Consider the following 26,578-nt stretch of genomic DNA (forward strand, 5'->3'; position numbering starts at 1 on the left):
GCGACCCTACTGGTCCATGTCGAGGTTCTCGTGGGTCTCCTTCTCGGTGCGGTGGCCGGACTCGTCGCCCGCCGCACCAGCCTTGCCGAAGTCCTTCGTGTTGTCGTAGGCCTTCCCGGCCATGTCCACCACGGCTTTGCCGGTGTAGGCCGAACCTTTCATGAAATCTGCCGGACCCGCGCCCATCACCGACTTGAACGCCTCGTTACCGCCGTTCTTGAGCGCTTCCACGGCGCCCTCGCCGGTCGCCTTCAACCGGGTGCCGACGCTTTCGGACTTGCCGAGGATGCCGGTGATCGCCTTCTGCTCGCCCGGCATGAGCCGGGTGCCGCCCGCGGTGAGCTTCGAACCCTGCTTGACGAGGTCGTCGGTCCACTTCAGGAGGAAGCCCATGAACTTGTCGAGCAGCTTGCCGAGCTTGCCGAGGTGCTTGGTGATCTTGCTCATCACGCTCGCGGCCTTCGCCACCGACGCCGCCATCGCGCCGGCGACCGACGAGCCGAGGCTCACGATCGACGCGGCGAGCGCGGGCAGCCACAGGTAGATCAGCCAGCTGACCAGCTCGGTGATGATGGCCTTGATGACGTCCTCGATCACCTGCATGACCATGGACCACATCTGGAGCGTCTCGGCCACCGAACCCGCGCTGGAGCCGATGCCCTTGATGCCGTCGGAGAACTGCGCCAGCGCCTTCTTGGCCGCCTCGCCGCCCTCGCCGGTCCACTCCTTGAGCGAATCGTCGCCGGTCTTCACGAAATCGTCGGCCAGCTTGACGAAACCCACACCGATCGAGCTGAAGTTGCCTGCCGCGTCCTTGAGCGCCGGACCGTCTCCGGTCACGAAGTGCAGCGCGTCCTGCAACGGCTGGATCAGCTCCAGCAGCATGTTGAGGCCGTTGCTGACGAGCCAGCCGACCGGGTCGAGCGCGAAGCTCGCCATGTCCATGCCCGCGCTGGCGACGAACCCAGCGCCGTCCTTGATCAGGTCGGTTCCGGCGAGCGCGACGTCACCGGCATTCTTCGCCGAACCGAGGTTCTCGGTGAGGTTCGCGATCGTCTTGACGCCCTTGCCGACCACCGGGGCCTGCTCGGCCACCTTCAGTGCGCGCGGCTTGTCGTCCTTCTTGAGCTTGATGTCGTCGGCGACGCTGTCCTGTCCCATGCTGTCCCCCTGCTCAGAGCGGTCCGTCGATCTTCGCCTGGAACTTGCCGAAGGTCATCACGGTGTCTTTCTCGTGCCCGTCGTAGATCTCTGCCGCCTTGTTGAGCTTGGTCTGCAGTGCCTCGACGCCGGTCTTCATCTCCTCGAGCAGCTGCTTGAGGTCGTCGAGCTTGCTCGTGTACGTCTGCTTCACCGCGAGGCCGATCACGCCCCACGACTTGTCGCCGACGTCGGCCTGGCCCACGAGGTTGCCGAACTTGGCCGCCTCGCCCTTGTAGTGGTCGAGTGCGGTGGAGTACTTGGTGATCGCGGTGGTGACGACGGTGTGGCTCACCGGTGGTCCTCCTCGTCGTTGAACAAGTTCTTGAGGAACTGGTCACCCGCCGACGCCGCGGGTGGCGTCGCGGTGGCCGGGGCCGGTTTGTCGTCCGCCCGCAGCAGGTTGTCGTTCGCGAAGTCCTCGTCGTCGCTGCGGCGGGCGGCCCGCTGCGGCTGCTCCTCCGGAAGCTTGGACTGCAGTTCCTCCGCCGTGGTTCCCATCGCTTCGGCCTGTGCTTCGAGCACCTGGTCGGACACGTTGATCCCGAACGCCTGCCCGACGTGTGCGTCGACGATCCCGGCCTGCTTGCGCGCCGCCTCGGCGACCGCCTGGTGCAGGGTCGACATGATCGTGGCGGCCAGCTGCTGCGGCTGCTGCCGGAGCGCGTCCGGGGTGAGCCGGAGGTCCTTGACCGACCCGCTCGGTCCGGCGATCACCGTGACGGCCCGGTCGGGCGACACCACCTCCGCCTCGAGCGCGGTCAGCTCCTGCTGCATGTCGCCGACCTTCGCGAACTGGGTCTCGGCCTGCTTGAGCTTCGTCTGGAACTTCTCGAACTCCGCGACGAGACGGTCCATCTCTGCCGACACGGCGGTCACACCTTCCCCTGCACGTCACCTGATGTGCGGATTATGCCGCTTCCGTCACCTTCGCGCTGCGGGGTCGGCAAATCCGCGGTGGGAGATTCGCCGGAACCCGTCGGACCACCGGGTGGGAGAGTTCCCGGCTGCTGGTCACGAAATGGTCACGAACATATCGGGCAAACGGGCGGCTGCCGGACGCCATTGTGTGGTGCGCGCCTGCGGCCGAATGGAGTAACGCAGGTCAGCGGCACCTTTTCGGCCGGGACGCTGGGCGGGAGCGGGCAACTCGGCCCAGTTGGTGAGATATTCACTCATTCGGGGCACGTTCCCACGGTTGATCACCGCATTGACAGTCCGTCCGGTTCGCCAGAGTATTTCGCGCATGTCCTCTCCTGTCGCCTTGGTATGGCGCCGGCACGTCGATCTGCGCCAGCAGGCCAGCGCGCTGTGTAGGAATTCCTGAGCTTGTCCTCGGTCACCGTTCGGTGGCTGGATTTTCTTGCCCCGTAACGGGTTCCGTGGCCCGCGGGGGTTGATGCTTCCCCTGTTTCGCGCGGGTTTCGTGCTGCCCGGAAAACGGGGGGAGAAGTGCCTTCGCGGCGCTTCACGTGAATAGAAACAGGGAGACACAATGCGATTCAGCTCCTCCTCGGGAGCGCCGCCCCGATGGCGGAAAGCGCTGACGTTCGCGGGCGCCTTGGCGCTCTCGATCGGTGCGGTGACCTACACCGGGTCCACCACGAGCGCCTACGCCGACGTACAGGTGGTCACCGACGCGAAGACCGCGTCCGACGGCAAGCAGTACTGGGTGCAGAACCACCTGGTCAGCAAGGATGTCGCCCGTTCGGCGAACGGCACGCCGAAGAAGTGGCTGCTGGTGTGGGCCGGTGACGAGAACATCGCCGACACCGCGGTCAAGGACATCAAGAACCTGCCGGGTTCGCTCGGCGGCGGGCTGAACAAGGTCAAAAATGCGTTGCCCGGCCCCGATTTCCTCGCGGTGGTCGACGCGACGCAGGGGTCGCCGACGTACGGCAAGGTGGTGAACACCGCGACCGTCGGACCGCTCGTCGAGAACGAGCCGCACCACATGCAGTACGTGTGGCACAAGGGCGACACGATCTACGCGGGCGCGTTGTTCGCCGCGGCGACGTACGCGTTCGACGTGAGCGCGCTGCCGCAGCTGAAGCTCAAGGGCATCAGCCTGCCGACGCAGACGCTCGGTGGCTCCGTACCCGACGCGTACTGGGTGCTGAAGGACGGCACCGCGTACGGCACGTACATGGGCGGTCCGGTCGTGCCGGGTCCGCACGCGTACCAGGACGGTTCCACGCAGATCGGCAACGGCTTCGCCGGCAGCCCCGGTGAGGTCGTGCGCTTCGACCAGAACGCGCAGGTGCTGTCGGAAAGCCCGGCGGCGACTCCGCAGGGCGACAACGCGAAGCTGTGCGACAACCTTCCGCAGCTGGGTAAACCGTCGTGCGCGAACCCGCACGGCATCCAGGCGCGCGAGGACCTCAACACGCTGGTCACCAGTGACTACGCCGAACCGCGCAACATCATCCTCGACCCGGTGAAGCAGCCGTCGCCGTACCTGCGCCGGCCGACGATCCGCACGTGGGACATCTCCGACCGCAACCACCCGAAGCTGAAGGCGGTGTCGTACCTGCCGGACGGGCCGCGGGCGAACCCGGCGGACCCGCTGCACTCGGAAAGCCGCGCGGTCATGGAGACCACGGTGACGAACCTGCCCGGGCACAAGGGCGCGTTCGCCGAGACGATGCAGGGCGGGGCGATCTTCTACACGCCGGACATCACGGCGAAGGAACCGCACTGGATCGAGGTGTTCGACGACGGCACCGCGGGCAAGCCGATCTACGCGCAGAACGACTCGAACGGGGCCAGCTCCAACGGCGGCTGGATCCAGACCAGCCCGGACGACCGGTTCCTGTACCACGCGGTGCAGGGGCGGCAGAAGGGCGCGCTCGGGCCGGACGACCCGGGTACGACCGGCGGCGTGTACGTGCTCGACATCCAGAAGCTGGTGAACGCCGGCGACAAGGTCGAGGACATCAAGGGTCGCGTCGACACCAAGGAGAAGGCACAGCAGGGCGGCGGGGGAGACCTGCCGACGGTGGTCGGGTCCGCGCCGATCAACCCGGGCGTGCCGGGTGCCGGTCCGCACTGGGGCGCGTACGACAACTTCGTGCTCGGCCCGGACGGGCTCTACCACGAAACCCAGCAGCCGCAGCACATCGCGGTGTCGAACTACTTCGTCGCCCGGTCCGGTTTGGACGGTGACCACAAGGTCAACCTGCTGAACCTTTCGCCGGACGGGAAGCTCGCGGTCGACCAGAACTTCCGGGACGAGTTCACCGGGCAGGTCGGCCTCAACTTCAACCGCAAATCGTGGCCGCACGGGGACTTCGGCAATGCCAAGCCGCACTCCGAGCTCTTCGTGGTCGCGGACGCCGACGTGAAGTAACCCTCTTTGCCCAGTTGTCCGTGAAGGGAACCATCACGGAATCTGATTCCCTCATGGTTCCCTTCACGGACTTCGGGCGAGTCTTGCGAAAGGTCGGAAATGGATCACCACATCGCCCCGGTGGCCACCGGTTCGTCCGGGGTGGACAGTGCCGCCCTGGTCCTGCGGCTCGTGTTGCTGCTCGCGACTGCATTCCTTGCCGGGACCGGGGTGTTGCGCCCGCTCGTCGGCGTACTGCCCCGTAAGTTGTGGCTCACCACCGGTGCGCTGGGCCTGGTTTCGGCGGTGCTGGCGGCGGTTTCCGCGGCGACGGTGGACGTCAACCTCGTCGCGCTGATCATCCACGTCGTGCTCGCGCTGGCGGTGCCGGTGCTGCTGCGCTGGCCGACGGCGGGGCGATGGGCGTCGCTGGCGCTGGTGGTGCTCGTGGTGCTGGAGACGTCGGTCGGCGGCTCGGGGATCTCGTTCGCCATTGACACCGTGTACGTCGCCGCGGCCGCGTTGTGGTTCGGCGTCACGCTGCTGTCGGCGTGGGTGCCGGTGGAGCAGTGGCGGTCGACGCCGTTGCGCGTCGGGCCGTTGTCGGTGACGCTCGGCGGATTGCTGACGCTGGCCGGGGTCGTACAGCTCGGCGTGTCCGGCATTGCTTTAGACCGGCGGCTGTACGGGACGCTGTTCGGGATCTCGTTGCTGGTGGTGGTTTTGCTGCCCGCGGTGGTCACCGTGGTGTCGGCGATCTTGTTGTCCCGTAACGTTTCTCTCCGGTCTTATCGCTACGGTGTTGCCGGTGTCGCGCTTGGTTTTGTTGCCTGGAGCGCGCTTGCCGCGGTGCCGCAGCCTGCGCCGTTGCCGGTTCCAGGCGTTCCGTTGCTGACGGACGCTGCTGTCGGCGGCGCGACCGTGCCGGTTCTTGTGAGCCCGCAACGGCCTGGCCGCAACCTCGTGCACTTCCCGGCGAGTGCGGGTACGGACCTGTCCGCCGGGGTCGAGGGCGGGATCGTCTCGTCCGCGGTGGCGCGGGGCGGTGCCGAGGGTAGCTGGGCCGAGGTCGACCTCCCGGCCGGGCGCAGCACTCTCGTGGTACGCAAGGGCGCCGCGACGGTGTCGCTGGACGTGGATGCCGGTACCGACCCGGGTCCGGCCATCTCCGACGCCGACGCGCCGGAATGCGCCGAAGCCGCGCTGGGCAGTTTGGTGGCGCAAAAGCCTGCGGTGCTGACCAGCTGCCCGGCGGACGCGTTGTCGCCGGAGGACCGCGGTTCGCTGGTGAAGCTGGTCGAATTCCTGGCCGGACGGAAGCCGTCCGCGATCACGCTGGTCGAAGACCGTTCGCCGCGCGGGGTACAGGCCGCGCAGCTCGTCCGCGAGACGGCGGCGCGCAACGGCCTGCCGGTACGCCCCGATGCGGCGGCTGACACGGCGCTGGTGGTCGTCTCGGGTTGGAGCGACGGGTACGTCGCGATGAGCCGAGCGGCCGAATCGCAACGGCTGAAGCCGACGCACCAGTACGGCCTCTATCTCGCGCCGTGGTTGCTGAACGGACCCATCGTGAACGCCGTGGCCAGCGCGGCAATGCCACTGCGGTTCGACCCGCGGGACCAGCTGGCTGTGTCGTATGCAGTCGCGGTCGGCAATGCCTTCGGCGGCGAAAGCCCTTCGCTGGGCGGATTCCGCACGTGGCTGGGTCCACAGTGGACGTCGGTGAACGGCGAGGTGCAGCTGTACGCGGCCGCGCAGGTGAATGCGATGCCGATGTACCCGAACGAACCGCATGCGCCGGGAATGCAGGCCGCCCGCGACTACGCAGGCCAGTGGATCCCGGACGGAACGATTGTCCCGATCAGCGGTGTCCTCCGCTGATTTTCTCCCCGAGGAAAGGAAACCCATGAAACGCATTGCCGCCCGGATCCTGCTGCCCCTGACCGCGGCGGGAGCATTCGCCGCGTTGGCAGGCGGTGTGGCGGATGCCGCGGTACCGGGCCTGCCTGCGGTACCTGGTGTGCCTGCTTTGCCGACCGGTGGCCTGCCTGCCTTGCCGACGGGTGGTTTGCCTGCTTTGCCGACCGGCGGTTTGCCCGCGTTGCCGACGGGTGGCTTGCCTGCTTTGCCGCCCGGCGGGCTGCCCACCGGTGGCCTGCCTGCCTTGCCGACCGGCGGACTTCCCGCGGTGCCCGGCCTTCCCGCGGCGGGGGTGCCCTCCGTGCCGGGCTTGCCCGCTCTCCCGGGAGTTCCCGGTGCACCGGGGCAGCCCACCGGTGGCACAGCGCCGATCTGGGTTGTGCCCGGGCTGGACGTCGGCGGCGTCCTCGCGCCGACCACCCAGCTTCCCCAGCAGGCGCTCGCGCCGGTGGTCAACCTCGTCACCCCGCTGTCCTGACCCCCGATTTCCCGATCAGCGAAGGAGAAACCCATGAAGAAGACCGTCATCCGGGCCGTTGCGGCCACCCTGCTCGCCGGGGCCGCCGTGCTCGGGGCCGCTGCGCCCGCGCTGGCTGCGGCGCAGGACGGGGTCGTCGTAGTCGACGAGCCGGACACCACGAACCTGACCAACATCTGGACGTTCGCGCCGCTCGGCGTGCCCGTGCTGGGTGCGATCCAGTCGCTCAACGGCGTGCCCGGACGGATTCTGCCCGCCGGCTGACCGCGTCCGCCGGTGGTTCCCACGGGAGCCACCGGCGGGTGGCCCGGAAAGAACGAAGGACATGGACAGACAGCTGATCGGCCGGCTCGCGATCGCCGGTATCGCCGTGGCCGCAGTGGCCGCGACCGTGGTGATCCTCGGCACCGGCGACGACCCCGCTCCCGTCGCCGTCGCCGCCCCGGCACCCACCTCCGCACCCCCGCAACGCGCCCCCGACCGCACGGTCACGAGCACCCTGCCCCCGACGACGTCGGTCGCGCCCGCGCCGTCGGGCCTGCAGATCACGTACGAACTCACCGGCTCCGGCACCGCCACCGTGGTCTACGACGACAACGGGCTCGGCCTGGTGCATCAGGAACTGTCCGTACCGCTGCCCTGGCGCAAGGACCTGACCTGGCCGAAGACGTCCGTCCCGCCGACCGTGCAGCTCATGGGCCAGTCGACCGGCCCGCTCGAATGCCACGTTCTGGTGAACGGCGTGGAGGTCCGCACGGCGAAAGCCGCCGCCGGAGAGGTCGCGACCTGCACGGGACGGCTCACCTGACTTCTCGGCCGGTGGATTCCGCGGGCAGGTAGCGTGCGGAACCGCAGGGAAACCGATTCGAGGAGTGCGTCATGGACGGCGACGAGACCGCCCAGCCGAAGGACAAGAAGGCCGAGGGAAGCCACGCCGCGCCGGAGGGGGCCGGGGTGCACCCGCTGATCGACCTGTCGAGGGACCCGAACCCGGGCCACCCCGACCACGCCAAACCGGACGAGGACTGACCGCGCCCCATCCCCGAGCCGGGGTGGGGACCGAGTCGCCTCGACCCCGGCTCATCCAGGCAGTTGAACGGCCCGGTCCCGCCAAACCGGGCGGGCCGTGGCCGCCTCGACCCCGCTGGGCCAGGTTGGGACGAGCAGCCCTGACCAGGCGAAGCCGGGCAGGACGGACCGCTCTCTCACACTGCACCGGGGCCGGACGACCGCCCCGCCCACATCCGGCTGGGGTGCGTCGGCCCTGCGCGGCCGAGCGGGATGCAGCCGTCCGGCTCGGGTCGAGCCGGTGGGGACACCCCGACCACGCGCAGCCGAGCGGGGTGCAGCCGCCCGGCTCAGGTCGAAGACGGGCCGCCCCGGCCATGCGCTGCCGAGCGGGGCACAGCCGCCCGACTCGGGTCGAGCCGGTGGATACACCCCGGCTGAGCGGGGTGCAGCCGCCCTACTCGGGTCGAGCCGGTGGAAACACCCCAGCCGAACAGGGCACTGCCACCCGACTCACGTCGAGCCGGTAGAAACCCCAACCACGCGAACCGGGCAGGGAACGCCAGCCCCTCACCCCGTCGCAAGGGCGGAAACCGGCCCACCCCAACCACCCGACCCCCGGCGCCGCCAACCCCGCACCCCCGACCCAGCCCAGGGGGAATAGCCGCCTCCCGCACCGCGTTCCCCATCCCGGGAGTCCAGCGCGGCACCTGTGCGCGGCCTCGATCTGGGGTTACGATGGCCGGTCGGTGACCGTCAACGACCCCCCGCCCGGACCACCCCGTGAGTGGACGGGTATCTTTGGAGACCGTGCCCGGCAGGCGTCGGGCCGCTCCGCGTGCCGTTGGGCATGAGCGGGGTGCTTTCGCACCCGGTTCACCGGCCTCGCCACGTGGGGTTCCGACGGAAAACCCCTCCGGGAAGTTACCGGTCGCGAGACCGTGACGCGGGCCGACACGCCCGACCGCGGGGGCCGGTGAAGACACACGAAGAAGCAAGATCGCGACAGAAAGCTGGTCCATTGCCCACGATCCAGCAGCTGGTCCGCAAGGGCCGCCAGGACAAGGCTGCCAAGCAGAAGACCGCGGCCCTCAAGGGGAGCCCGCAGCGTCGTGGCGTGTGCACTCGCGTGTACACCACGACCCCCAAGAAGCCGAACTCTGCGCTGCGCAAGGTTGCTCGTGTGAAGCTGACCAGCGGCATCGAGGTCACGGCTTACATCCCCGGTGAGGGCCACAACCTGCAGGAGCACTCGATGGTGCTCGTGCGCGGCGGCCGGGTGAAGGACCTGCCGGGTGTTCGCTACAAGATCATCCGCGGTTCCCTCGACACCCAGGGTGTGAAGAACCGCAAGCAGGCGCGCAGCCGGTACGGCGCGAAGAAGGAGAAGAGCTGATGCCTCGCAAGGGTCCGGCCCCGAAGCGGCCGCTGATCTCCGACCCCGTCTACGCCTCGCCGCTGGTCACCCAGCTGGTGAACAAGGTGCTGAAGGACGGCAAGCGGTCCCTGGCCGAGCGCATCGTGTACGGCGCGCTGGAAGGCGCTCGCGAGAAGACCGGCACCGACCCGGTCGTCACGCTGAAGCGTGCCCTCGACAACGTGAAGCCCACCATCGAGGTGAAGAGCCGCCGTGTCGGTGGTGCCACCTACCAGGTGCCGATCGAGGTCAAGCCCGGCCGCTCCACCACGCTGGCCCTGCGCTGGCTGGTCTCCTTCTCGCAGCAGCGCCGCGAGAAGACGATGATCGAGCGTCTCCAGAACGAGCTGCTCGACGCGAGCAACGGCCTTGGCGCCAGCGTCAAGCGCCGCGAGGACACGCACAAGATGGCCGAGTCGAACAAGGCCTTCGCGCACTACCGCTGGTGATTACTGCCCGGCTGCCGATCGAAGCCTTGCCGGGCCCCACGTTCAAGACAGGGGAACATTCTCGTGGCACGTGAAGTGCTGACCGACCTGAACAAGGTCCGCAACATCGGCATCATGGCGCACATCGACGCCGGTAAGACCACCACCACCGAGCGGATCCTGTTCTACACCGGGATCAACTACAAGATCGGTGAAGTCCACGACGGCGCTGCCACCATGGACTGGATGGAGGAGGAGCAGAAGCGGGGGATCACCATCACCTCGGCTGCCACCACCACCTTCTGGAACGACTACCAGATCAACCTGATCGACACCCCCGGGCACGTCGACTTCACCGTCGAGGTGGAGCGGAACCTGCGGGTGCTCGACGGGGCGGTCGCCGTCTTCGACGGCAAAGAGGGTGTCGAACCGCAGTCCGAGCAGGTCTGGCGGCAGGCCGACAAGTACGACGTCCCGCGCATCTGCTTCGTCAACAAGATGGACAAGCTCGGCGCGGACTTCTACTACACCGTGAAGACCATCGAGGACCGCCTCGGCGTCCGGCCGCTGCCCATCCAGCTGCCGATCGGCGCGGAGAACGACTTCGAAGGTGTCGTCGACCTGGTCCGGATGAAGGCACTGGTCTGGAAGGGCGATGTCCAGAAGGGCGAGGACTACGCCGTCGAGGACATCCCCGCCGACCTTGCCGACCGTGCTGCCGAGTACCGCGAGAAGCTCATCGAGGCCGTCGCCGAGACCGACGACGCGCTGATGGAGAAGTTCCTCGAGGGCGAGGAGCTCACCGAGGACGAGATCAAGAGCGGCATCCGCAAGCTCGTGGTCACCCGGGACGCGTTCCCGGTCCTCGCCGGCTCCGCGTTCAAGAACAAGGGCGTGCAGCCGATGCTGGACGCGGTCATCGACTACCTGCCGTCCCCGCTGGACGTGCCTGCCGTCGAGGGCACGCTGCCCGACGGCGAGACCCCGGTCACCCGGCACGCGACCACCGAGGAGCCGTTCTCGGCGCTGGCGTTCAAGATCGCCGCGCACCCGTTCTTCGGGAAGCTGACCTACATCCGGGTCTACTCGGGCAAGGTCTCCTCCGGCGCGCAGGTCATCAACGCGACCAAGGAGCGCAAGGAGCGCATCGGGAAGATCTTCCAGATGCACTCCAACAAGGAGAACCCGGTCGACGAGGCACTGGCCGGCCACATCTACGCGGTCATCGGCCTCAAGGACACCACCACCGGTGACACCCTGGCCGACGCGCAGAACCCGGTCGTGCTCGAGTCGATGACCTTCCCGGACCCGGTCATCAAGGTGGCCATCGAGCCGAAGACGAAGGCCGACCAGGAAAAGCTGTCCCTGGCGATCCAGAAGCTGGCCGAAGAGGACCCGACCTTCCAGGTCAACCTCGACGAGGACACCGGCCAGACGATCATCGCGGGGATGGGCGAGCTCCACCTCGAGGTGCTCGTCAACCGGATGAAGTCCGACTACAAGGTCGAGGCGAACATCGGCAAGCCGCAGGTCGCCTACCGCGAGACGATCAAGAAGACGGTGGACAAGCTCGACTACGTCCACAAGAAGCAGACCGGTGGTTCCGGCCAGTTCGCGAAGGTCATCGTGAAGCTGGAGCCGCTCGAGCGCACCGACGGTGCCCTCTACGAGTTCGACAACAAGGTCACCGGTGGCCGCGTGCCGCGGGAGTACATCCCGTCGGTCGACGCGGGCGCACAGGACGCCATGCAGTACGGCGTGCTGGCCGGCTACCCGCTCGTCGGGTTGAAGTTCACCTTGTTGGATGGCGCGTACCACGAGGTCGACTCTTCGGAGATGGCGTTCAAGATCGCCGGTTCCATGGCGATGAAGGAAGCCGCGAAGAAGGCAGGCCCGGTCATCCTCGAGCCGATGATGGCCGTCGAGGTCACGACTCCCGAGGACTACATGGGAGACGTGATCGGCGACCTCAACTCCCGCCGTGGCCAGATCCAGGCCATGGAGGAGCGCGCCGGTACCCGTGTCGTCAAGGCACTGGTCCCGCTGTCGGAGATGTTCGGCTACGTCGGCGACCTGCGGTCCCGTACCCAGGGCCGGGCGAACTACTCGATGGTGTTCGACTCCTACGCCGAGGTTCCCGCGAACGTCGCGAAGGAAATCATCGCGAAGGCGACGGGGGAGTAATCCCCTCCGCTCGCGGGCTGTAAGGAATTCTCCTGAACGTCCGCAGCACGACGAGATAAACGAATCGGGGATCGGCAGCCACGTCGGCCCCCGAGCACAAAGCGAAATCCAGTCCAGGAGGACATTCCAGTGGCGAAGGCGAAGTTCGAGCGGAGCAAGCCGCACGTCAACATCGGCACCATCGGTCACGTCGACCACGGCAAGACCACGCTGACCGCGGCGATCACCAAGGTTCTGCACGACGCGTACCCGGAGCTGAACGAAGCCCGTGCGTTCGACCAGATCGACAACGCGCCGGAAGAGAAGCAGCGCGGGATCACGATCAACATCTCGCACGTCGAGTACCAGACCGAGAAGCGTCACTACGCACACGTGGACGCCCCCGGTCACGCGGACTACATCAAGAACATGATCACCGGTGCCGCCCAGATGGACGGCGCGATCCTGGTGGTCGCCGCGACCGACGGCCCGATGCCGCAGACCCGCGAGCACGTGCTGCTCGCCCGCCAGGTCGGCGTGCCCTACATCGTGGTGGCGCTCAACAAGGCCGACATGGTCGACGACGAGGAGATCCTCGAGCTCGTCGAGCTCGAGGTCCGTGAGCTGCTCTCCTCGCAGGAGTTCCCTGGCGACGACGCGCCGGTCGTGCGCGTGTCCGGCCTCAAGGCCCTCGAGGGCGACGAGAAGTGGGGCCAGGCCGTGCTCGAGCTGATGCACGCCGTCGACGACAACGTGCCGGACCCGGTGCGTGAGCTCGACAAGCCGTTCCTGATGCCGATCGAGGACGTCTTCACCATCACCGGCCGCGGCACCGTGGTGACCGGTCGCGTGGAGCGTGGCGTGGTCAACGTCAACGAAGAGGTCGAGATCGTCGGCATCAAGGAGAAGTCGCAGAAGACGACTGTCACCGGTGTCGAGATGTTCCGCAAGCTGCTCGACACGGGCCAGGCGGGCGACAACGTCGGCCTCCTGCTGCGTGGCATCAAGCGCGAGGACGTCGAGCGCGGCCAGGTCGTCGTGAAGCCGGGTACCACCACCCCGCACACCGACTTCGAGGGCCGGGTCTACATCCTGTCGAAGGACGAGGGCGGTCGCCACACCCCGTTCTTCAACAACTACCGCCCGCAGTTCTACTTCCGCACCACCGACGTGACCGGCGTCGTGACCCTCCCCGAGGGCACCGAAATGGTCATGCCGGGCGACAACACGGACATCTCGGTCCAGCTGATCCAGCCGGTCGCGATGGACGAGAACCTGCGGTTCGCCATCCGTGAGGGTGGCCGTACCGTCGGTGCGGGTCAGGTCACCAAGATCATCAAGTGACGTCGGCGCCCTCGATCCGGGCACTACACCCCCGGATCGAGGGCGTCAACTCACGTGTGCGACACTATTCAGGTTGCTCGTCCTGGGGCGGCCGAATCCTTGCCGGTTTTCGAATCGACTGGGTTCCGGCCGCCCCGGCGCGAGTGGCCACGGTCCGTGGAGCTCTTCCTTCGGGTGCGGCTGACGGGCAAGGCCAGTAGGGACGGCATGCCGGCCCGTGGCCTCCTCACGTTGAGGAAGACCAGGCAAGACGACGATCCTTAGGGATCCGTCTGTGCGGCGGGCGCGACACGCCCGACCGCGTGGACCGGGGACAGGGCCGTTGAACTGCTGAAACCCGGGCTTCGGCTCAGGTTGACGAGACAAAGCGGCACGAGACGACAAGGAACGCAGCCACCATGGCGGGACAGAAGATCCGCATCCGGCTCAAGGCCTACGACCACGAGGCGATCGACACCTCGGCTCGCAAGATCGTGGAAACGGTCACGCGCACCGGCGCCCGTGTTGTCGGGCCGGTGCCGCTGCCCACCGAGAAGAACGTTTACTGCGTCATCCGCTCGCCGCACAAGTACAAGGACTCGCGCGAGCACTTCGAGATGCGCACGCACAAGCGTCTGATCGACATCCTCGACCCGACGCCGAAGACGGTCGACGCGCTCATGCGCATCGACCTGCCGGCGAGCGTCGACGTCAACATCCAGTAGCGGCTGGCGAGCGGCGGAGAGTAAGAGACTCATGTCTGACAGGCAGGTAAAGGGCATCCTGGGCACGAAGCTCGGCATGACCCAGGTCTTCGACGAGCAGAACCGGATCGTCCCGGTCACCGTCGTGAAGGCCGGTCCGAACGTGGTCACCCAGGTCCGGACCAACGACAAAGACGGCTACGCGGCCGTGCAGCTGGCGTTCGGCGCGGTCGACCCGCGCAAGGTGAACAAGCCGCGCACCGGCCACTTCGACAAGGCGGGCGTGACCCCGCGGCGGTACCTCGCCGAGCTGCGCACCACCGACGCCGAGACCTACGAGGTCGGCCAGGAGATCACCGCCGAGGTGTTCGACGCCGGCTCCGCGGTCGACGTGACCGGGACCAGCAAGGGCAAGGGCTACGCCGGTGTCATGAAGCGCCACGGCTTCAAGGGCCAGGGCGCGAGCCACGGTGCGCAGGCCGTGCACCGCAAGCCGGGTTCCATCGGTGGCTGCGCCACTCCCGGCCGCGTGTTCAAGGGCCTGCGGATGGCGGGCCGGATGGGTAGCGACCGGGTCACCACGCAGGGCCTCACCGTGCACGCCGTGCGTGCCGAGGACGGCCTGCTGCTGATCAAGGGCGCCGTGCCCGGTCCCAAGGGCGGCCTGCTGTTCGTGCGCAGCGCCGCGAAGGGTGGTAACTGACCATGACGAGCGTCGAGCTGAAGACTCCGGCCGGTAAAGCCGACGGCACCGTCGAGCTCCCCGGGGAGATCTTCGACGTGCAGGCCAACGTCGCGCTGATGCACCAGGTCGTGGTGGCCCAGCTGGCCGCCGCGCGCCAGGGCACGCACGACACGAAGACCCGCGGTGAGGTCTCCGGTGGCGGCAAGAAGCCGTACCGGCAGAAGGGCACCGGGCGGGCCCGTCAGGGTTCCACCCGCGCGCCGCAGTTCACCGGCGGTGGCGTCGTGCACGGCCCCACGCCGCGCGACTACAGCCAGCGGACCCCGAAGAAGATGAAGGCAGCCGCCCTGCGTGGCGCTCTCTCCGACCGGGCCCGCGCCGGCCAGCTGCACGTGGTCACGGAACTGGTCACCGGCGAGAAGCCGTCCACCAAGACCGCGAAGACCGCGATCGCCGGTGTCACGCAGGCCAAGCGCGTGCTCGTGGTGCTGCACCGCGACGACGAGCTGTCCTGGGTGTCGCTGCGCAACCTGCCGAACGTGCACCTGATCTGGGCCGACCAGCTCAACACCTACGACGTGCTGGTCAACGACGACGTCGTGTTCACCAAGGCCGCTTACGACGCATTCGTGGCGGGCCCCGTGCGGGGCAAGGCCGTCAAGGCCTCGGCTCGCTCGGGTGAGATTTCGGAAGGGAGTGACGAGAAGTGAGCTCGATCGCCATTCCGGACCCCCGCGACATCCTGCTCGCGCCGGTGATCTCCGAGAAGTCCTACGGGCTGCTCGAGGACCACAAGTACACGTTCATCGTGCGTCCGGACGCCAACAAGACCCAGATCAAGATCGCGGTCGAGAAGGTGTTCGGCGTGAAGGTCGTCAGCGTCAACACGGCCAACCGCCAGGGCAAGCGGAAGCGGACTCGTACCGGCTTCGGCAAGCGCAAGGACACCAAGCGCGCCATCGTGACTCTTTCGCCCGAGAGCAAGGCGATCGAGATCTTCGGCGGACCCACCGCGTAAAGGACTGAGCTGACAATGGGCATCCGCAAGTACAAGCCGACGACCCCGGGTCGTCGCGGTTCGAGCGTCTCGGACTTCGCCGAGATCACCCGGTCCACGCCGGAGAAGTCGCTGCTGCGTCCGCTGAGCAAGACCGGTGGCCGCAACTCGTCGGGCAAGATCACCACCCGGCACAAGGGTGGTGGCCACAAGCGCGCCTACCGCGTGATCGACTTCCGTCGCCACGACAAGGACGGCGTGCCTGCCAAGGTCGCGCACATCGAGTACGACCCCAACCGCACCGCGCGCATCGCGCTGCTGCACTACGCCGACGGCGAGAAGCGCTACATCATCGCCCCGGACAAGCTGAAGCAGGGCGACACCGTCGAGAACGGGCCGCGCGCGGACATCAAGCCGGGCAACAACCTGCCGCTGCGCAACATCCCGGTCGGCACCGTGATCCACGCGATCGAGCTCCGCCCCGGCGGCGGCGCGAAGATGGCGCGGTCCGCGGGCGCGAAGGTGCAGCTCGTCGCCAAGGACGGTCCGTACGCCCAGCTGCGTCTCCCCTCGGGCGAGATCCGCAACGTGGACGTGCGCAACCGCGCCACGGTCGGCGAGGTCGGCAACTCCGAGCACGCCAACATCAACTGGGGCAAGGCGGGCCGCAACCGCTGGCGCGGCAAGCGCCCGACCGTCCGCGGTGTCGTGATGAACCCGGTCGACCACCCGCACGGTGGTGGTGAGGGCAAGACCTCCGGTGGTCGCCACCCGGTCAACCCCAACGGCAAGCCCGAAGGCCGTACCCGCAAGAGCAAGCCGTCCGACAAGATGATCGTCCGCCGCCGGCGCACCGGCAAGAAGCGCTGAGCAGGGAGGTAGAAGAATATGCCACGCAGCCTCAAAAAGGGCCCGTTCGTTGACGACCACCTGCTCAAGAAGGTGGACGCACTCAACGAGTCCGGCAAGAAGACCGTGATCAAGACCTGGTCGCGCCGCTCCACGATCATCCCGGACTTCCTGGGTCACACGATCGCGGTGCACGACGGCCGCAAGCACGTCCCGGTGTTCGTCACCGAGGCGATGGTGGGTCACAAGCTGGGCGAATTCGCCCCGACGCGGACCTTCAAAGGCCACATCAAGGACGACCGCAAGTCGCGCCGCCGCTGAGCGGGCCAGAGAAAGTTAAGGGAAGCAGATGAACGCCCAGTCAAACGCCACGGCCACGGCGGCAGAGCTGCCCACGGCCGTCGCGCGGGCTCGTTTCGTCCGGGACTCGCCGACCAAGGTGCGCCGGGTGATCGAGCTCGTCAAGGGTCGTAGCGTCAGCGAGGCCTTGGCCGTGCTCCGGTTCGCGCCGCAGGCGGCCAGCACGCCGCTCGCGAAGGTCATCGCCAGCGCGGCGGCCAACGCCGAGAACAACCTCCAGCTCGACCCGGATTCGCTCTGGATCAAGTCCGCGACGGCCGACGAGGGCCCCACCCTCAAGCGCATCCGCCCGCGGGCACAGGGCCGTGCGTACCGGATCCGCAAGCGCACCAGCCACATCACCGTGGTGGTCGAGTCGCGGCCTGCGGAGAAGAAGAGCAACAAGAAGGCAGGTGGCCGGTAGTGGGCCAGAAGATCAACCCGCACGGCTTCCGCCTGGGGATCACCACCGACTGGAAGTCGCGCTGGTACGCCGACAAGCAGTACGCGGAGTACGTGGCCGAGGACGTCAAGATCCGCAAGCTGCTCTCCACCGGCATGGAGCGCGCCGGGATCTCCAAGGTCGAGATCGAGCGCACCCGTGACCGTGTCCGCGTGGACATCCACACCGCCCGGCCGGGCATCGTCATCGGCCGCCGCGGCGCGGAGGCCGACCGGATCCGTGGCGCGCTGGAGAAGCTGACCAAGAAGCAGGTCCAGCTCAACATCCTCGAGGTGAAGAACCCCGAGGCCGACGCGCAGCTGGTCGCACAGGGGGTCGCGGAGCAGCTGAGCAACCGCGTGGCGTTCCGTCGCGCGATGCGCAAGGCGATCCAGACCTCGATGCGCTCGCCGCAGGTCAAGGGCATCCGCGTGCAGTGCGGCGGTCGTCTCGGCGGTGCCGAGATGTCGCGTTCCGAGCATTACCGCGACGGCCGGGTCCCGCTGCACACGCTGCGCGCCGACATCGACTACGGCTTCTTCGAGGCCAAGACGACGTTCGGCCGCATCGGCGTCAAGGTGTGGATCTACAAGGGCGAGCTGGTCGGTGGCCTGAAGGCCCGCGAGGCGCGTGACGCCGCCGCGGCTGCCGAGCGGGCCCCGCGCCGCGACCGTGGCGACCGGCCGTCCCGTCCGCGCCGCTCCGGCGCGTCGGGCACCACCGCGACCTCCACCGAGGCGGGCCGGGCTGCCGCTGCTGCGAAGAGTGACACCGCGACCGAGGCCGCTCCGGCTGCCGAAGCCGCTGAAAAGACGGAGGGCTGAGACGTGCTCATCCCGCGCAAGGTCAAGCACCGGAAGCAGCACTCCCCGAAGCGCCACGGCGCCGCCAAGGGCGGCACGAAGGTCAACTTCGGCGAGTTCGGCATCCAGGCGCTTGAGCACAGCTACGTGACGAACCGGCAGATCGAGTCTGCCCGTATCGCCATGACCCGGCACATCAAGCGTGGCGGCAAGGTCTGGACCACGATCTACCCGGACCGTCCGCTCACCAAGAAGCCTGCCGAGACCCGGATGGGTTCCGGTAAGGGTTCGCCCGAGTGGTGGATCGCCAACGTGAAGCCGGGCCGCGTGATGTTCGAGATCAGCTTCCCGAACGAGGAGACCGCCCGTGAGGCGCTCCGCCGCGCGATCCACAAGCTGCCCATGAAGTGCCGCATCGTGACCCGGGAAGGTGAGTTCTGATGGCGAGCGGAGCCGTTCAGGCATCCGAGCTGCGCGAGCTCACCGCGGAAGAGCTCGTGCTGCGTCTGAAGGAATACAAGGAGGAGCTCTTCAACCTCCGGTTCCAGATGGCCACCGGGCAGCTGGACAACAACCGTCGGCTGCGCACCGTCCGCACGGACATCGCGCGGATCTACACGGTCATGCGTGAGCGCGAGCTCGGCCTGTCCGTGGCCCCCGACGCCGAAAGTGAAGGTGCCGCATGAGCGAGGCTGCCCCCGAGAAGGCCCGCAACTACCGCAAGGTCCGCGAGGGCTACGTCGTCTCGGACAAGATGGACAAGACGATCGTGGTCGAGCTCGAGGACCGCAAGAAGCACCCTCGTTACTCGAAGGTTCTCCGCAGCACCACCAAGGTCAAGGTGCACGACGAGAACAACGAGGCGGGCATCGGCGACCGGGTCACCCTCATGGAGACCCGCCCGCTGTCGGCGACCAAGCGCTGGCGTCTGGTGCAGGTCGTGGAGAAGGCCAAGTAAGCAGGGCTCCTCGGAGTCCTTGGTTCCGCAAGGCTCGCCGGCAGGCGAGAACCAGCGCGACATACAGGAGTTGACGTGATCCAGCAGGAGTCGCGGCTACGGGTTGCCGACAACACCGGTGCGAAGGAGATCCTTTGCATCCGGGTGCTCGGCGGTTCCGGGCGGCGCTACGCGGGTATCGGCGACATCATCGTCGCCACCGTGAAGGACGCCATCCCGGCTGCCGGGGTGAAGAAGGGCGATGTGGTCAAGGCCGTCATCGTCCGCACGGTCAAGGAGCGCCGTCGTCCGGACGGTTCCTACATCCGCTTCGACGAGAACGCCGCCGTGCTCATCAAGAACGACAACGAGCCCCGGGGCACCCGCATCTTCGGCCCGGTGGGCCGCGAGCTGCGCGACCGAAAGTTCATGAAGATCATTTCGCTCGCGCCGGAGGTGTTGTAAAGCCATGAAGGTGAAGAAGGGCGACACGGTCGTCGTCATCGCCGGCAAGGACAAGGGTGCCAAGGGCAAGGTCATCCAGGCCTACCCGGAGCGCGAGCGCGTGCTGGTCGAGGGCGTGAACCGGATCAAGAAGCACACCCGGATCACCCAGACCCAGCGCGGTGCCCAGTCCGGCGGCATCGTGACCCAGGAAGCGCCCATCCACGTGTCGAACGTGATGGTCGTGGACTCGGACGGCAAGCCGACCCGGGTGGGCTACCGCATCGGCGAGGACGGCAAGAAGGTCCGGGTTTCGCGCCGGAACGGCAAGGACATCTGACATGACCACTGAGACCATGCTCGAACCCGCAAGCGGTTCTTCGGGTGAGAAGATCGTGCCGCGTCTCAAGACCCGGTACCGCGAAGAGATCAAGGGCCAGCTCCAGCAGGAGTTCTCGATCCCGAACGTGCACCAGATTCCCGGCGTCGTGAAGGTCGTCGTGAACATGGGTGTCGGGGACGCGGCCCGCGACAGCAAGCTGATCGAGGGTGCGATCCGCGACCTCGCGGCCATCACCGGTCAGAAGCCGGAGGTCCGCAAGGCCCGCAAGTCCATCGCGCAGTTCAAGCTGCGTGAGGGCCAGCCGATCGGTGCGCGCGTCACGCTGCGCGGCGACCGGATGTGGGAGTTCCTCGACCGGCTGCTCACCATCGCGCTGCCCCGTATCCGCGACTTCCGCGGGCTCTCGGCCAAGCAGTTCGACGGCAATGGCAACTACACGTTCGGTCTCAACGAGCAGTCGATGTTCCACGAGATCAACCCCGACGACATCGACCGCCCCCGTGGCATGGACGTCACCGTCGTCACCACCGCCACGACCGACGACGAGGGCCGGGCGCTGCTGCGCAAGCTCGGCTTCCCGTTCAAGGAGAACTGAGCCGATGGCCAAGAAAGCGCTGATCACCAAAGCCGCGCGGAAGCCGAAGTTCGCGGTGCGCGGTTACACCCGCTGCCAGCGGTGCGGGCGTCCGCACTCGGTGTTCCGCAAGTTCGGGCTGTGCCGGATCTGCCTCCGGGAGATGGCGCACGCGGGCGAGCTGCCCGGTGTCCGCAAGTCCAGCTGGTAAGGCTCGAAACTCTATTTCCCAGTTCGCCACAGGCCCCGCCGCCCCGGTCCGCTCCGGATCGGGCCGGGCGGGGAACCAGGCGAGAAAGGTTGACTGGTCACCATGACGATGACCGACCCCATCGCAGACTTCTTGACCCGTCTGCGCAATGCGAACTCGGCGTACCACGACGAGGTCGTGCTTCCGCACTCGAAGATCAAGGCGAACATCGCCGAGATCCTCAAGCGCGAGGGCTACATCGCGAGCTACCGCGACGAGCCGGGCGAGAAGCACAAGAACCTGGTCGTCGAGCTGAAGTACGGCCCCAACCGCGAGCGGAGCATCGCCGGCCTTCGCCGCGTCTCCAAGCCGGGTCTGCGGGTGTACGCAAAATCGACCGAACTGCCTTCCGTGCTCGGTGGCCTCGGCGTCGCGATCATCTCGACGTCCGGCGGGCTCCAGACGGACCGGCAGGCCAAGCGCAACAATGTGGGCGGGGAAGTCCTCGCCTACGTCTGGTAAGGAAGGGGGCAGGAGACATGTCACGCATCGGAAAGCTGCCGGTCGCCGTCCCCTCCGGGGTCGAGGTGACCATCGACGGCCAGCAGATCAAGGTCAAGGGGCCGAAGGGCACCCTGGAGCACACCATCGCCGAGCCGATCACCGTCGAGCGCGGTGAGGACGGCCAGCTCCTGGTGAAGCGCCCGGACGACGAGCGCACGAGCCGCGCCCTGCACGGTCTCACCCGCACGCTGGTGAACAACCTCGTGGTGGGCGTCACGGCCGGGTACGAGAAGAAGCTCGAGATCCACGGCGTCGGTTACCGCGTGCAGGCCAAGGGTTCGGACCTCGAGTTCGCCCTCGGCTACAGCCACCCGGTCAAGATCGAGGCGCCGGACGGCATCACCTTCAAGGTGGAGTCGCCCACCCGGTTCTCGGTGTCCGGCATCGACAAGCAGAAGGTCGGCCAGACGGCTGCGGTCATCCGCAAGCTGCGCCGCCCGGACCCGTACAAGGGCAAGGGCCTGCGCTACGAGGGTGAGAAGATCCGCCGCAAGGTCGGAAAGACGGGTAAGTGATGAGCGACACGACTACCACAGCGTCTTCAGTGCGCAGGCGCACCATCGGCAAGGACATCTCGACCCGCCGCCGCGTCGCCAAGACCCGTCGGCACTTCCGCCTCCGCAAGAAGATCAGCGGTACGCCGACGCGTCCGCGCCTGGTCGTCAAGCGCTCCTCGCGGCACATCGCCGTGCAGGTGATCGACGACCTCGCCGGCCACACCGTGGCTTCGGCCTCCACTCTCGAAGCCGACCTGCGGTCGTTCGAGGGGGACAAGAAGGCCAAGGCCGCGAAGGTGGGCGAGCTGGTCGCGGCGCGGGCCAAGGAAGCCGGGATCGAGTCCGTGGTGTTCGACCGTGGCGGCAACGCCTACCACGGCCGCATCGCCGCTCTTGCCGACGCCGCCCGCGAGGCGGGGTTGAAGTTCTGATGCAGATGCTCGCGAATGGAAGGAAAGCCTGATGCCGGGACGTACACGGCAATTCGGCGGCGGCCAGGGCGGACCGGGTCAGGGCGGCAACGACCGCGGTGACCGTCGCGACCGCCGTGACCGGCGCGACAGCGGCCGTGGCGGGGCGGCCCAGGACAAGACCCCGCACCTCGAGAAGGTCGTGACGATCAACCGCGTCGCCAAGGTCGTCAAGGGCGGTCGTCGCTTCAGCTTCACCGCTCTGGTGGTCGTCGGTGACGGTGACGGTCAGGTCGGCGTCGGCTACGGCAAGGCCAAGGAAGTTCCCGCGGCCATCGCCAAGGGCGTCGAGGAAGCGAAGAAGAACTTCTTCCGCGTGCCTCGCGTCGCCGGCACCATTCCGCACCCGATCCAGGGTGAGGAAGCCGCCGGGGTCGTGCTGCTCCGTCCGGCGTCCGCCGGTACCGGCGTCATCGCCGGTGGCCCGGTGCGCGCGGTGCTGGAGTGCGCGGGCGTCCACGACGTGCTGTCGAAGTCGCTCGGCTCCGACAACGCCATCAACATCGTGCACGCGACCGTGGCGGCCCTGAAGGGCCTGCAGCGTCCCGAAGAGGTGGCGGCCCGCCGTGGCCTGCCGCTCGAGGACGTCGCCCCGGCCCGGATGCTGCGTCAGCGTGCCGGCCAGGGGGTCTGACATGGCTCAGCTGAAGGTGACCCAGGTCAAGAGCAAGATCGGCACGAAGCACGCGCACCGCGAGTCGCTGCGTACCCTCGGGCTGCGCAAGATCCGCCAGAGCGTCGTGCGTGAGGACACCCCCCAGGTGCGTGGTCTGATCCACACCGTCCGCCACCTGGTGGAGGTCGAGGAGGTCAAGGCATGACCGCCATCAAGATCCACCACCTGCGTCCGGCGCCGGGCGCCAAGCGCGACAAGATCCGCGTCGGCCGTGGTGAGGGTTCGAAGGGCAAGACGGCCGGTCGCGGCACGAAGGGCACCAAGGCCCGCAAGAACGTGCCCGCCGGGTTCGAGGGTGGGCAGATGCCCATCCACATGCGGCTGCCGAAGCTGCGTGGGTTCAAGAACCGGTTCCGCACCGAGTACCAGCCGGTGAACGTGGGCGACATCGCCCGCGTGTTCGCCGACGGCGGCAAGGTGGGTCCGGAGGAGCTGGCTGCGCGCGGTTTGGTGCGTAAGGGCAAGCTTGTGAAGGTTCTCGGTAACGGGGACCTGAACGGGGTGAAACTGGACGTCACCGCCGACGCCTTCTCCGGTTCCGCCAAGGAGAAGATCGAGGCGGCAGGCGGTTCGGCCACCGTCAACTGATCGGTCAAGCGATGCGGGCCCGTCCGGACTTCCCCGGACGGGCCCGCATGCGTTTTCCCGCCCAGGACAACGGAATCCGCCGAACGGCGCGGGCCGATCAGGTGATCATCTTCGCGCCTGCCGACCCTACCTGCGGTTGGGTGCCGCAGGGTGAGACGTAAAACGCACACACGCTGCGGGTGCATGATGCGATGCTGTTAGAGTCGGCGGCACGCTTCCGGGCCCTGTTGCCCTGAAGCGTTCCTGGCTTGCCTGCCAGTGAGTCAGACATCCCGCCGGTCCCGTGCCGGCCAAGCCGATCGTCGGTTGGGACGACCGACGACGCCGAGGAGGTCCCCCGCGTGCTCAGCGCATTCCGCTCGGCTCTCGCGACGCCGGATCTACGCAAGAAGATCCTGTTCACGCTGTTCATCGTCGCGGTCTACCGGGTCGGTGCAGCCATCCCGGCTCCGGGGGTCTCGTTCTCCGCCGTGCAGGCCTGTACCGCTCAGGCCGATCAGCAGGGCGTGTACCAGCTGCTCAACCTGTTCAGCGGCGGGGCGCTGCTGCAGCTGTCGCTCTTCGCGACGGGCATCATGCCCTACATCACGGCAAGCATCATCATCCAGCTGCTCACCGTCGTGATCCCGCGGTTCGAGGAGCTGAAGAAGGAAGGCCAGTCCGGCCAGAACAAGCTCACGCAGTACACCCGGTACCTCACCATCGCGCTCGCGATCCTGCAGGCCACCGGCGTCATCGCGCTGGCCGACCGCGGCAGCCTCTTCCAGGGCTGCTCGGAGCCGGTCATCCCGGACAACAGCATCTACTCGCTCACGCTGATCGTGGTCACCATGACCGCGGGCACCGCGGTGATGATGTGGCTCGGCGAGATGATCACCGAGCGCGGCGTCGGCAACGGCATGTCGGTGCTGATCTTCCTGAACATCGCGGCCCGCATCCCGGCCGAGGGCGCCAACATCATCAGCAACGGCGGCGGCGTCGCGCTGGTCGTGGTGTGCGCGTTCGGACTGGTGATCATCGCCAGCGTCATCTTCGTGGAGCAGGGGCAGCGCCGGATCCCGGTGCAGTACGCCAAGCGGATGATCGGCCGCCGGATGTACGGCGGCACATCGACTTACCTGCCGATCAAGGTGAACCAGGCCGGCGTCATCCCGGTGATCTTCGCGTCGTCGCTGCTGTACCTTCCGCAGCTGCTCAGCCAGATCATCGGCGACCCGAACAGCAACTCGGGCTGGCAGTCGTTCATCCAGAACTACCTGGTCAACCAGAGCAGCTGGGTGCACATCCTGCTGTACTTCCTCTTGATCATCTTCTTCACCTACTTCTACATCACCATCACGTTCAACGTCGACGAACGTGCCGAAGAGATGAAGAAGTTCGGCGGTTTCATCCCGGGCATCCGCCCCGGGCGTCCCACCGCCGAATACCTGAGCTTCGTGCTGGGCCGGATCACCCTGCCGGGCTCGCTGTACCTGGGCATCATCGCGATCCTCCCGAACTTCTTCCTGTCCCTCACCGGCAGCGGGAACAACCAGAACTTCCCGTTCGGTGGCACGGCTGTGCTGATCATGGTCGGGGTTGGCCTCGACACCGTGAAGCAGATCGAAAGCCAGCTGATGCAGCGCAACTACGAAGGGTTCTTGAAGTGACGCGACTGGTTCTCGTCGGACCGCCAGGTGCAGGCAAAGGTACGCAGGCGGTTGCTCTTTCCGAGCAGCTGCGGATCCCGCACATCTCCACGGGTGACCTCTTCCGGGCGCACGTCGGCCAGGAGACCCCGCTCGGCCAGGAGGCCAAGCGGTACCTGGACTCGGGCGAGCTCGTGCCCGACTCGGTGACCAACGAGATGGTCCGCGAGCGGCTGGCCGAACCGGACGCGAAGGCGGGCTTCCTGCTCGACGGCTTCCCGCGCAACACCAAGCAGGCCGAGGTGCTCGGGCAGATGCTGTCCGAATCGGACACGAAGCTCGACGCCGTGATCCAGCTGCAGGTGCCCGAGGACGTCGTCGTCGGCAGGCTCATGTCGCGTGGCCGCTCGGACGACACCGAGGACGTCATCCGCCGCCGCCAGCAGGTGTACGTGTCGGAGACCGCGCCGCTGCTCGAGTACTACGCCGACATCCTGGTGTCGGTCGACGGCGTCGGCGAGGTCGCCGAGATCTCCGACCGCGTGCTGAAAGCGCTGCGCGACCGCACGTGAACGTCGGAGGACTGCGTGTTCTGCAAGTGCTTCGCCGCGGGCGCATGATCGAGGTCAAGACCCGCGGTGAGCTGCAGGCGATGCGGGCGGCCGGGCTGGTCGTCGCCGCCACCCTCGCCGCGGTGCGCGAGCGCGCCCGCGCCGGGGTCAGCACGGCCGAGCTCGACGAGCTGGCCGAACAGACGATTCGCGACGCCGGGGCCGTGCCGTCCTTCAAGGGCTACCACGGGTTCCCGGCGTCGATCTGCGCGTCGGTGAACGAGCAGATCGTGCACGGCATCCCGGCCAAGGAGCAGGTACTGGCCGAGGGCGACCTGATCTCGGTCGACTGCGGCGCGATCCTCGACGGCTGGCACGGCGATTCCGCCGTCACGCTGGCCATCGGCGAGGTGAGCGAGAAGGACCTGGCGCTGTCCGCGGCCACCGAGGCGGCGATGTGGGCGGGGATCGAGGCAGTCCGCGCGGGTAACCGGCTCACCGACATCTCGTACGCCGTGCAGACCGCCGCCGAGAAGGCAGGCCGGGACGACGGGCACGCGTACGGGATGATCCTGGAGTACGGCGGTCACGGCATCGGCCGTCAGATGCACATGGAGCCGTTCCTGCCGAATGTCGGCAAACCGGGCAAAGGTCCCCGGCTCAAGCCCGGGATGGCGCTCGCGGTGGAGCCCATGCTCACCGGGGGAGAAGGCGAAACGCTGGAGCTGGACGACGGCTGGACCGTGGTCACGGCCGACGGCTCGCGGGCCGCGCACTGGGAGCACACCGTCGCGATCACCGAGGACGGTCCCTGGGTGCTCACCGCGCCCGAAGAGGCCTGAAGCTTCGAGCAGGGCACTCACACGGGTCTACCTGCACCCCCGGTCGACGCCGTACTGCACGGGTTGCGTACACTGTCAAGTCGGCGCGCTCATGCGCCGGTTCCAGCATGCTCGTGAATTCTCGCGAACCTCATGGACCCGGGGCCGAGTGTGGCCGAGCAACACCAGGTAAGCAAGGACTCGAGCTCAA

Annotated in this window: 38 protein-coding genes; 34 read left to right on the forward strand and 4 right to left on the reverse strand. The window is 67.5% G+C overall.

The window, feature by feature from the left end; all coding sequences use genetic code 11:
• Positions 1-6: 6 nt before the first annotated feature.
• The 4 genes from OO71_RS19380 to OO71_RS50175 form a co-directional block, all read right to left on the reverse strand.
• Entirely contained in the window at positions 7-1,161 is a 1,155-nt protein-coding gene (locus OO71_RS19380) for a hypothetical protein (RefSeq protein ID WP_033291173.1), read from the reverse strand.
• Between the two features lie 13 nt (positions 1,162-1,174).
• Entirely contained in the window at positions 1,175-1,495 is a 321-nt protein-coding gene (locus OO71_RS19385; RefSeq protein WP_033291174.1) for a type VII secretion target, read from the reverse strand.
• Positions 1,492-2,070 carry a YbaB/EbfC family nucleoid-associated protein gene (locus OO71_RS19390; RefSeq protein ID WP_033291338.1) on the reverse strand — a complete coding sequence of 193 codons (579 nt, stop codon included), beginning with the start codon at positions 2,068-2,070 and terminating at the stop codon, positions 1,492-1,494. The genes OO71_RS19385 and OO71_RS19390 overlap by 4 nt, the downstream gene beginning before the upstream one ends.
• 144 nt (positions 2,071-2,214) lie before the next feature.
• Positions 2,215-2,448 (reverse strand): hypothetical protein, encoded by a 234-nt coding sequence (locus OO71_RS50175; protein ID WP_156096402.1) that lies wholly within the window; start codon positions 2,446-2,448, stop codon positions 2,215-2,217.
• Positions 2,449-2,695: 247 nt separating this feature from the next.
• Between OO71_RS50175 and OO71_RS19395 the strand changes: the two genes are divergently transcribed.
• The 34 genes from OO71_RS19395 to map all read left to right on the forward strand — a co-directional run bounded on the left by OO71_RS19395 (position 2,696) and on the right by map (position 26,388).
• Positions 2,696-4,549, forward strand: a complete 1,854-nt coding sequence (locus tag OO71_RS19395) for a selenium-binding family protein (RefSeq protein ID WP_245633717.1) — start codon at positions 2,696-2,698, stop codon at positions 4,547-4,549.
• 99 nt (positions 4,550-4,648) lie between these two features.
• Positions 4,649-6,409, forward strand: coding sequence for a hypothetical protein (locus OO71_RS19400; RefSeq protein ID WP_033291175.1), 1,761 nt, complete (start codon positions 4,649-4,651; stop codon positions 6,407-6,409).
• 25 nt (positions 6,410-6,434) lie between these two features.
• Positions 6,435-6,926, forward strand: a complete 492-nt coding sequence (locus OO71_RS19405; protein WP_033291176.1) for a hypothetical protein — start codon at positions 6,435-6,437, stop codon at positions 6,924-6,926.
• A 33-nt stretch (positions 6,927-6,959) separates the two neighbouring features.
• Positions 6,960-7,190 carry a hypothetical protein gene (locus tag OO71_RS19410; RefSeq protein WP_033291177.1) on the forward strand — a complete coding sequence of 77 codons (231 nt, stop codon included), beginning with the start codon at positions 6,960-6,962 and terminating at the stop codon, positions 7,188-7,190.
• Positions 7,191-7,251: 61 nt separating this feature from the next.
• A complete protein-coding gene (locus OO71_RS19415) occupies positions 7,252-7,734 on the forward strand; it encodes a hypothetical protein (protein WP_033291178.1) in 483 nt (160 codons plus the stop codon).
• Between the two features lie 71 nt (positions 7,735-7,805).
• Positions 7,806-7,955 carry a hypothetical protein gene (locus OO71_RS51285; RefSeq protein ID WP_156096404.1) on the forward strand — a complete coding sequence of 50 codons (150 nt, stop codon included), beginning with the start codon at positions 7,806-7,808 and terminating at the stop codon, positions 7,953-7,955.
• A 1,000-nt stretch (positions 7,956-8,955) separates the two neighbouring features.
• The gene (gene rpsL, locus OO71_RS19420; RefSeq protein ID WP_003102113.1) at positions 8,956-9,330 is read left to right on the forward strand and encodes a 30S ribosomal protein S12; all 375 of its coding nucleotides are present in this window, start codon (positions 8,956-8,958) and stop codon (positions 9,328-9,330) included.
• On the forward strand, positions 9,330-9,800 hold the full coding sequence (gene rpsG, locus OO71_RS19425; protein WP_009072291.1) for a 30S ribosomal protein S7: 471 nt from the start codon (positions 9,330-9,332) through the stop codon (positions 9,798-9,800). Before rpsL ends, rpsG begins: the two co-directional genes overlap by 1 nt.
• A gap of 63 nt (positions 9,801-9,863) precedes the next feature.
• On the forward strand, positions 9,864-11,963 hold the full coding sequence (fusA, locus tag OO71_RS19430; protein WP_033291179.1) for an elongation factor G: 2,100 nt from the start codon (positions 9,864-9,866) through the stop codon (positions 11,961-11,963).
• Positions 11,964-12,092: 129 nt separating this feature from the next.
• A complete protein-coding gene (gene tuf / locus OO71_RS19435; protein ID WP_033291180.1) occupies positions 12,093-13,286 on the forward strand; it encodes an elongation factor Tu in 1,194 nt (397 codons plus the stop codon).
• A 398-nt stretch (positions 13,287-13,684) separates the two neighbouring features.
• On the forward strand, positions 13,685-13,990 hold the full coding sequence (rpsJ, locus tag OO71_RS19440; protein WP_003102098.1) for a 30S ribosomal protein S10: 306 nt from the start codon (positions 13,685-13,687) through the stop codon (positions 13,988-13,990).
• Positions 13,991-14,021: 31 nt separating this feature from the next.
• Positions 14,022-14,672: a 50S ribosomal protein L3 gene (rplC, locus tag OO71_RS19445; RefSeq protein ID WP_033291181.1), complete on the forward strand. Its 651-nt coding sequence runs from the start codon at positions 14,022-14,024 to the stop codon at positions 14,670-14,672.
• Between the two features lie 2 nt (positions 14,673-14,674).
• Positions 14,675-15,364 (forward strand): 50S ribosomal protein L4, encoded by a 690-nt coding sequence (rplD, locus tag OO71_RS19450; protein ID WP_033291182.1) that lies wholly within the window; start codon positions 14,675-14,677, stop codon positions 15,362-15,364.
• Positions 15,361-15,672, forward strand: a complete 312-nt coding sequence (gene rplW, locus OO71_RS19455; RefSeq protein WP_033291183.1) for a 50S ribosomal protein L23 — start codon at positions 15,361-15,363, stop codon at positions 15,670-15,672. Before rplD ends, rplW begins: the two co-directional genes overlap by 4 nt.
• Positions 15,673-15,687: 15 nt before the next feature.
• Positions 15,688-16,521, forward strand: a complete 834-nt coding sequence (gene rplB / locus OO71_RS19460; RefSeq protein ID WP_033291184.1) for a 50S ribosomal protein L2 — start codon at positions 15,688-15,690, stop codon at positions 16,519-16,521.
• A gap of 18 nt (positions 16,522-16,539) precedes the next feature.
• Entirely contained in the window at positions 16,540-16,821 is a 282-nt protein-coding gene (gene rpsS, locus OO71_RS19465; RefSeq protein WP_003102083.1) for a 30S ribosomal protein S19, read from the forward strand.
• Between the two features lie 28 nt (positions 16,822-16,849).
• Positions 16,850-17,263, forward strand: a complete 414-nt coding sequence (gene rplV / locus OO71_RS19470) for a 50S ribosomal protein L22 (protein ID WP_033291185.1) — start codon at positions 16,850-16,852, stop codon at positions 17,261-17,263.
• Positions 17,263-18,105 carry a 30S ribosomal protein S3 gene (rpsC, locus tag OO71_RS19475; protein ID WP_033291186.1) on the forward strand — a complete coding sequence of 281 codons (843 nt, stop codon included), beginning with the start codon at positions 17,263-17,265 and terminating at the stop codon, positions 18,103-18,105. The genes rplV and rpsC overlap by 1 nt, the downstream gene beginning before the upstream one ends.
• A gap of 3 nt (positions 18,106-18,108) precedes the next feature.
• A complete protein-coding gene (gene rplP / locus OO71_RS19480; protein ID WP_033291187.1) occupies positions 18,109-18,525 on the forward strand; it encodes a 50S ribosomal protein L16 in 417 nt (138 codons plus the stop codon).
• A complete protein-coding gene (gene rpmC / locus OO71_RS19485; protein WP_033291188.1) occupies positions 18,525-18,770 on the forward strand; it encodes a 50S ribosomal protein L29 in 246 nt (81 codons plus the stop codon). Before rplP ends, rpmC begins: the two co-directional genes overlap by 1 nt.
• Complete coding sequence (rpsQ, locus tag OO71_RS19490) at positions 18,767-19,042, forward strand: 30S ribosomal protein S17 (RefSeq protein WP_033291189.1); 276 nt, start codon at positions 18,767-18,769, stop codon at positions 19,040-19,042. Before rpmC ends, rpsQ begins: the two co-directional genes overlap by 4 nt.
• 75 nt (positions 19,043-19,117) lie before the next feature.
• A complete protein-coding gene (gene rplN / locus OO71_RS19495; RefSeq protein ID WP_004558867.1) occupies positions 19,118-19,486 on the forward strand; it encodes a 50S ribosomal protein L14 in 369 nt (122 codons plus the stop codon).
• A 4-nt stretch (positions 19,487-19,490) separates the two neighbouring features.
• Entirely contained in the window at positions 19,491-19,805 is a 315-nt protein-coding gene (gene rplX / locus OO71_RS19500; protein WP_033291190.1) for a 50S ribosomal protein L24, read from the forward strand.
• A 16-nt stretch (positions 19,806-19,821) separates the two neighbouring features.
• Positions 19,822-20,403: a 50S ribosomal protein L5 gene (rplE, locus tag OO71_RS19505; protein ID WP_033291340.1), complete on the forward strand. Its 582-nt coding sequence runs from the start codon at positions 19,822-19,824 to the stop codon at positions 20,401-20,403.
• A 4-nt stretch (positions 20,404-20,407) separates the two neighbouring features.
• A complete protein-coding gene (locus OO71_RS19510; protein WP_033291191.1) occupies positions 20,408-20,593 on the forward strand; it encodes a type Z 30S ribosomal protein S14 in 186 nt (61 codons plus the stop codon).
• A 102-nt stretch (positions 20,594-20,695) separates the two neighbouring features.
• Positions 20,696-21,094 (forward strand): 30S ribosomal protein S8, encoded by a 399-nt coding sequence (gene rpsH / locus OO71_RS19515; RefSeq protein WP_020662789.1) that lies wholly within the window; start codon positions 20,696-20,698, stop codon positions 21,092-21,094.
• 17 nt (positions 21,095-21,111) lie between these two features.
• Positions 21,112-21,651, forward strand: coding sequence for a 50S ribosomal protein L6 (rplF, locus tag OO71_RS19520; RefSeq protein ID WP_033291192.1), 540 nt, complete (start codon positions 21,112-21,114; stop codon positions 21,649-21,651).
• Positions 21,651-22,064 carry a 50S ribosomal protein L18 gene (gene rplR / locus OO71_RS19525; RefSeq protein ID WP_033291193.1) on the forward strand — a complete coding sequence of 138 codons (414 nt, stop codon included), beginning with the start codon at positions 21,651-21,653 and terminating at the stop codon, positions 22,062-22,064. The genes rplF and rplR overlap by 1 nt, the downstream gene beginning before the upstream one ends.
• A gap of 31 nt (positions 22,065-22,095) precedes the next feature.
• Complete coding sequence (gene rpsE, locus OO71_RS19530; RefSeq protein WP_033291194.1) at positions 22,096-22,737, forward strand: 30S ribosomal protein S5; 642 nt, start codon at positions 22,096-22,098, stop codon at positions 22,735-22,737.
• Position 22,738: 1 nt separating this feature from the next.
• Positions 22,739-22,924 carry a 50S ribosomal protein L30 gene (gene rpmD / locus OO71_RS19535; protein WP_033291195.1) on the forward strand — a complete coding sequence of 62 codons (186 nt, stop codon included), beginning with the start codon at positions 22,739-22,741 and terminating at the stop codon, positions 22,922-22,924.
• Entirely contained in the window at positions 22,921-23,367 is a 447-nt protein-coding gene (gene rplO / locus OO71_RS19540) for a 50S ribosomal protein L15 (RefSeq protein WP_033291196.1), read from the forward strand. The genes rpmD and rplO overlap by 4 nt, the downstream gene beginning before the upstream one ends.
• Positions 23,368-23,708: 341 nt before the next feature.
• Positions 23,709-25,016 carry a preprotein translocase subunit SecY gene (secY, locus tag OO71_RS19545; RefSeq protein WP_033291197.1) on the forward strand — a complete coding sequence of 436 codons (1,308 nt, stop codon included), beginning with the start codon at positions 23,709-23,711 and terminating at the stop codon, positions 25,014-25,016.
• Positions 25,013-25,567 carry an adenylate kinase gene (locus tag OO71_RS19550; RefSeq protein WP_033291198.1) on the forward strand — a complete coding sequence of 185 codons (555 nt, stop codon included), beginning with the start codon at positions 25,013-25,015 and terminating at the stop codon, positions 25,565-25,567. Before secY ends, OO71_RS19550 begins: the two co-directional genes overlap by 4 nt.
• Positions 25,568-25,611: 44 nt before the next feature.
• Complete coding sequence (gene map, locus OO71_RS19555; protein WP_033291199.1) at positions 25,612-26,388, forward strand: type I methionyl aminopeptidase; 777 nt, start codon at positions 25,612-25,614, stop codon at positions 26,386-26,388.
• Positions 26,389-26,578 lie beyond the last annotated feature (190 nt).

This window comes from Amycolatopsis jejuensis (genome assembly GCF_000717335.1).
Taxonomy (GTDB): domain Bacteria; phylum Actinomycetota; class Actinomycetes; order Mycobacteriales; family Pseudonocardiaceae; genus Amycolatopsis; species Amycolatopsis jejuensis.